Source organism: Arthrobacter sp. TB 26 (genome assembly GCF_000427315.1).
GTDB lineage: Bacteria > Actinomycetota > Actinomycetes > Actinomycetales > Micrococcaceae > Arthrobacter.
Genome location: NZ_AUPJ01000500.1, coordinates 518 through 4,920, shown reverse-complemented (window position 1 = coordinate 4,920; position 4,403 = coordinate 518). Strand labels below are relative to the sequence as shown.

General features: G+C 67.2%; 5 protein-coding genes (2 of these 5 running past the window's edge). 1 reads left to right on the top strand and 4 read right to left on the bottom strand.

The window, feature by feature from the left end; genetic code table 11:
* On the top strand, nt 1–643 hold part of the coding region annotated (locus K789_RS0119740) for a DUF4082 domain-containing protein (protein ID WP_024368260.1) (this coding region is incomplete at its 5' end). The annotated region extends 1,832 nt beyond the left edge of the window; 643 of 2,475 annotated nt are visible.
* A 104-nt stretch (nt 644–747) separates the two neighbouring features.
* On the opposite strand, the gene K789_RS0119735 is transcribed toward K789_RS0119740, so the two are convergent.
* The 4 genes from K789_RS0119735 to mutM all read right to left on the bottom strand — a co-directional run.
* Nucleotides 748–1,731: a TolB family protein gene (locus K789_RS0119735; protein ID WP_237739646.1), complete on the bottom strand. Its 984-nt coding sequence runs from the start codon at nt 1,729–1,731 to the stop codon at nt 748–750.
* A 41-nt stretch (nt 1,732–1,772) separates the two neighbouring features.
* On the bottom strand, nt 1,773–3,065 hold the full coding sequence (locus K789_RS0119730; protein WP_024368258.1) for an MFS transporter: 1,293 nt from the start codon (nt 3,063–3,065) through the stop codon (nt 1,773–1,775).
* A 4-nt stretch (nt 3,066–3,069) separates the two neighbouring features.
* Nucleotides 3,070–3,762 carry a hypothetical protein gene (locus K789_RS25255; RefSeq protein WP_024368257.1) on the bottom strand — a complete coding sequence of 231 codons (693 nt, stop codon included), beginning with the start codon at nt 3,760–3,762 and terminating at the stop codon, nt 3,070–3,072.
* Between the two features lie 132 nt (nt 3,763–3,894).
* Nucleotides 3,895–4,403, bottom strand: partial view of a bifunctional DNA-formamidopyrimidine glycosylase/DNA-(apurinic or apyrimidinic site) lyase gene (gene mutM, locus K789_RS0119720; protein WP_024368256.1) — the 3' portion only. Its footprint extends 454 nt past the window's final position; the window shows 509 of its 963 coding nt (coding positions 455–963); its start codon lies beyond the right edge, outside the window — the gene reads right to left on this strand; the stop codon is at nt 3,895–3,897.

Sequence of the window (4,403 nt, the reverse complement as noted above, 5' to 3'; positions counted from 1 at the left end):
GTCCGCACTGTCGGCGGACGCCAGGACAATGACGTTCTCACCGGCACAACCATTCCCGGCGGCCACTGTGATCTCAGCCAGCGTCCGTAACGTCATCTCCACCCAGGGCGCCGTGCTGGCGCCGCTCAGTTGGCAGTTCACCACGTCCAATCCCACCGGCCCGGAACAGTCGCTGTTCGGATCCCTGCTCCCTGCCGTGCCTGCCGCAACCGGGGACACGTCATCCATTGAGCTGGGCACCGCCTTCTCCGTGTCGGCGTCGGGCAATGCCACGGGCGTGAGGTTCTACAAAGGCGCTAGCAACACGGGAACGCACGTCGGCTCATTGTGGAATGCCGCCGGGCAGCAGCTTGCCCAGGTGACGTTCACGAACGAGACAGCCAGCGGCTGGCAAACCGCCACGTTTGCTGCTCCGGTCGCGCTCGGGCCGGGACAGAACTATGTGGTGTCGTACCTGGCCCCCAACGGCAACTATCCCTACACAGCCGCGTTCTTCGCGGAACCCTGGATCAACGGCGTGCTGACGGCTGCGGGCCCGAACAACGGCCTGTACCAGTACGGGGCCGGCGGTTCCATGCCGACGAACTCCTGGAACGCCACCAACTACTTCGTCGACATCGTGTTTGCACCCGCCTCGCCTTGACCCACCCATCCATTGCTCCATAACGGCCCTTTTGAGGCCTGATAAGGGCCGTTATGGAGCAATCGATGGGTTTAGGGCTCCAGGGCCCGGGGCGGTGACTCCCGTCAGCGCACCACGGAGGGCGACCAGGCGTGCTCGATATAGAGGGCGGAACGGGACGCGGGATCCACGTTGATCTGCCAGATGTCGCTGTCGCCTGCGGCACCGTCCCGGGCGAGTCCGTAGAGCAGTGTCTGGTCGTCAAGCCATTCGATCTGGTCATCCACGCTGCGCTGCTCGGACAGCACGGTTTCCGTCCCGGTGGCCAGGTCCAGCAGCGCGACCCGCCAGTGCGCGGCCAGGGGGCCGCCGGTGTTCTTCTTGTACGCGATCCGGGTGCCGTCGGGGGAGATCGACGGGCACTCCACGCCGTCGTGGACTGCCGTGAGGGTGCGCGCCGAAATGCTCCCCTTCACAAGCCAGATGCGGCCGGAGGATGCTGCCGTCGCGTAGAACGTGTCGCTTTGGCCCGGAACGAAGGTCACACCCCAGATGTTGCGGTCTGCCGCCGTGATCCGGGTGCCGTTGACAAGCAGTGCGAAGTCCTCAAGGCTCCCGGTTCCGCCGCCGCCCTGCGCCGCCGTGATGGATGTCTCTGTCGAGAAGCCCGCACTGCCGTACGAGTGCCCGGTGACAAACACCGTTGTGGCCACGAGGGAGCCGTCCGTATTCATCCGGGTGCGGCTGGGAATGCCCGGCACGGCCCAGCTCCTGGTCTGCTGCCAGTCCGGGTCAAGGAGTACGGCTTCAAAGTTGGTGACGAGGCCGCGGTTGGTCTTCAGGCACACGATGTCCTGCAGGGTCCCGTACACCCTGTCGCAGGCGACGTCCGTCAAAGACCGCGCGCCGGCAGGCTCGGACAGTGGGACGCTGCCGATCATCCCGTAGCCCTGCCCGGACGCCGTGTTGCGGAACAGGACCGTGGCTTTTGTGAGCTCGGCGACGCCGGATGCTACCCGTGCCGATGATGCCGCCGCCATGCTCTCCTGAAAACGCCCGAAGGCAATCGCCGCATAGGTTCCGGCGGCGGCGATGACGAGCGCAGTCACGAGCAACAGGATCCCCCACCGCGGTGTGCTTCCCGCCGGGGTCAAACTGCCGTCCTCTGCCGCAGGCCGCCGCGCAGGATGAACCAGGACGCCGCGACGGCCGCGGCGAGGCAACTGCCAACCACCGTCATCGCGGTGGAGGGACCCAGCGCGAACCAGAGGACGCCAAAGCCCGCCGAGGCGGCCATCCGGCTGAGTGCGACCACGGTCTGTGCCGCGCCGAGTCCCGTGGCCAGTTTGTCAGGCGGAGTGAGCTGGCTTGCCAACGCCGCCAGCACGCCGTCCGTCGCCGCGTAGAACGCCCCGAGCAGAACCAGGCAGGCCACGGTGGGGCCGAGGCCCCCCAGCGGCGCCGCAGCCAGCAGGTAGCAGGCGAGGAGTGCGACGTGCCCTGCCACGAACACCCGTGCCTTGCCCCAGCGGTCCGCGAGGCGGCCCAGTGGAACGGCGAGGACCAGAAAGACCACGTTCGTTCCCACGTAGAGCAGCGGAAACCACTGCACAGCAAATGAGTCCCTGTCCTGCAGCACCAGGTAGATAAAGCCGTCCCCTACCGTCAGCAGGCCCAGAATCCCGGCGGCGACCAGCAGCCGGCCTATGCCCGGTTCACGGAGCAACCGCCACCGGAAACCCCATGCCGGCCCGGTTTTGCCGGCCGGCTTTGAGCCCCCCGGCGCGCCTGTTTTAAGGTTCGGCACCAACAGCGCGAGCGCTGCGACACCAACCGCGGCGAACGCCAGCGAGACCACAAAGACAATGCCGTAGCCGTTGGGGACCAGCATCAGGATGAAGAAGGCCAGCAGCGGACCGCTCGCCGCCCCGATGTTGTCCAGCATCCGGTGCACGCCGAAGTGCCGGGCCAGATATTCCGGCTGGGCTGACACTGCGATCAGTGCGTCGCGAGGGGCCGTTCGGATGCCCTTACCAATGCGGTCCGCCGTCACCACACCGGTCAAGGCCCAGAATCCGCTGGCGAACAGGAGGCCGATCCGGGCCAGCATGGAAAGGCCGTAGCCGGCGAGGGCCACCCCTTTGGGGCGCCCGAGGCGGTCGGACGCATGGCTGGCAGCGATCCGGACAATGGCGCTCGCGCCCTGGTTGATTCCATCGAGAATGCCAAACGCAATGGTTGACAGCCCAAGGAATCCGGTGATGTACAGGGGCAGGATGGCGGAGACAGATTCGGACGAGACGTCGGTGAGCATGCTGACCAGGCCCAGACAGAGTATGACCGGGGAGAGACGGAAGGGCTTTCCCCGTGGCCCGGCCGGGCTTAGGTCCGCCGAGGCCAGATCCTTCTTGCCGCCGTTGCGGTCCGAGATGGAGAGGTAAATGGCGCTACCCTCCTGCCGCAACATGCAGGTTTGCCAGCAGCATGAACCGGGTGCTCCCCGTTCCCGTGGTCGAGGTGGTGAGAGTTACTGAATCATTGCCCCGGCTGAACCGCATGGACTGCTGTCCTTCCGCGGCCGGAACGGGTTCGGACCAGAACTTCAGGGGCCCCAGGATCTGCTGGAAGTGCCCCACCACCGAGTCCTGGCTGGAAGGGGCGATGGCGTCCGCGGCAATCTGCAGGGATCCATCAGCCGAGGACACACCGGTCGAGACAACCACCGTACCGTCCGGAAACGGGATGACGTCCGCGGGGAACCCGTCCACGATTTTGCCTTGGGCTGATGCCGTCGCCGGCAGGGGCAGGCTGATGAGGGGAGCCGGAGGCGGCGGCATCGGCAGCCCGGAGGGCGACGGACTCGCCGGGGGAAGGACTTCACGGCCCGCGGGTGCAGGGGCTGAGCCATCGGCGGGTTCTCCGGTTGGGGTAGCCGCGGCGCCGCCGGCGTCCGGGTGTGTCGCTGCGTCAGCTGCGCCGGGCTCCGCACCGGATCCGGCTGCCGAAGGACTGCTGCCGGCCACCGGCGCGAACCGCGAGTCAGCGGACTGTCCGGGCGTCACCTGGTCGAGCACGACGGCGGTGCCTCCGAGGACCGCCGCCAGGCCAACCCCCGCGATGACGAGCCGCTTGGCGATCACCGGCTTTCCCCGGCCCCGGCGAAGGCTTCCACTGCAACCACGGTCCCTGCTCCCCTGACACCCATCGGCACAGTCTTTCAGCGGGATGCACGGTTCGGAAGAGTAGTACTACTTGTCTTTTGCGGCCGGTACCTACCAGCGCCCGTTGCGGGGCCGGGGCTGGCAGACGGGGCACGTGTAGGACGAGCGGTTCATGAACTGTTCCCGCTTCATTATGCTGACCAACCCGGCGGCGGCGCAGCGCTTGCACTCCATGCCCTCGCGGCCGTAGGCATTGAGGGAGCGGTCGAAGTAGCCGGAGGCGCCGTTGACGTTGACATAGAGCGAGTCGAAGCTCGTCCCGCCGGCAGCCAGGGCCTGCGTCATGACCTCGCGGGCGGCATCCAGCACCCGGAGGGCGTCGGTCCGGCGCAGGGTGTCCGTGGGCCGGGCATAGTGCAGCTTCGCCTTCCACAGGGCCTCGTCCGCGTAGATGTTGCCGATTCCCGAGACGAGCCTCTGGTCCAGCAGGGCGCGTTTGAGGCCGGTCTTGCGGGTCCGGAGCCGGCGGTAGAACTCCTCGAAGGAAAAGTAGGGGTCCAGCGGGTCCCGCGCGATGTGGGAGGCTTCCTCGGCGATCAGCGGCAGCGGCGTTTCGGCGA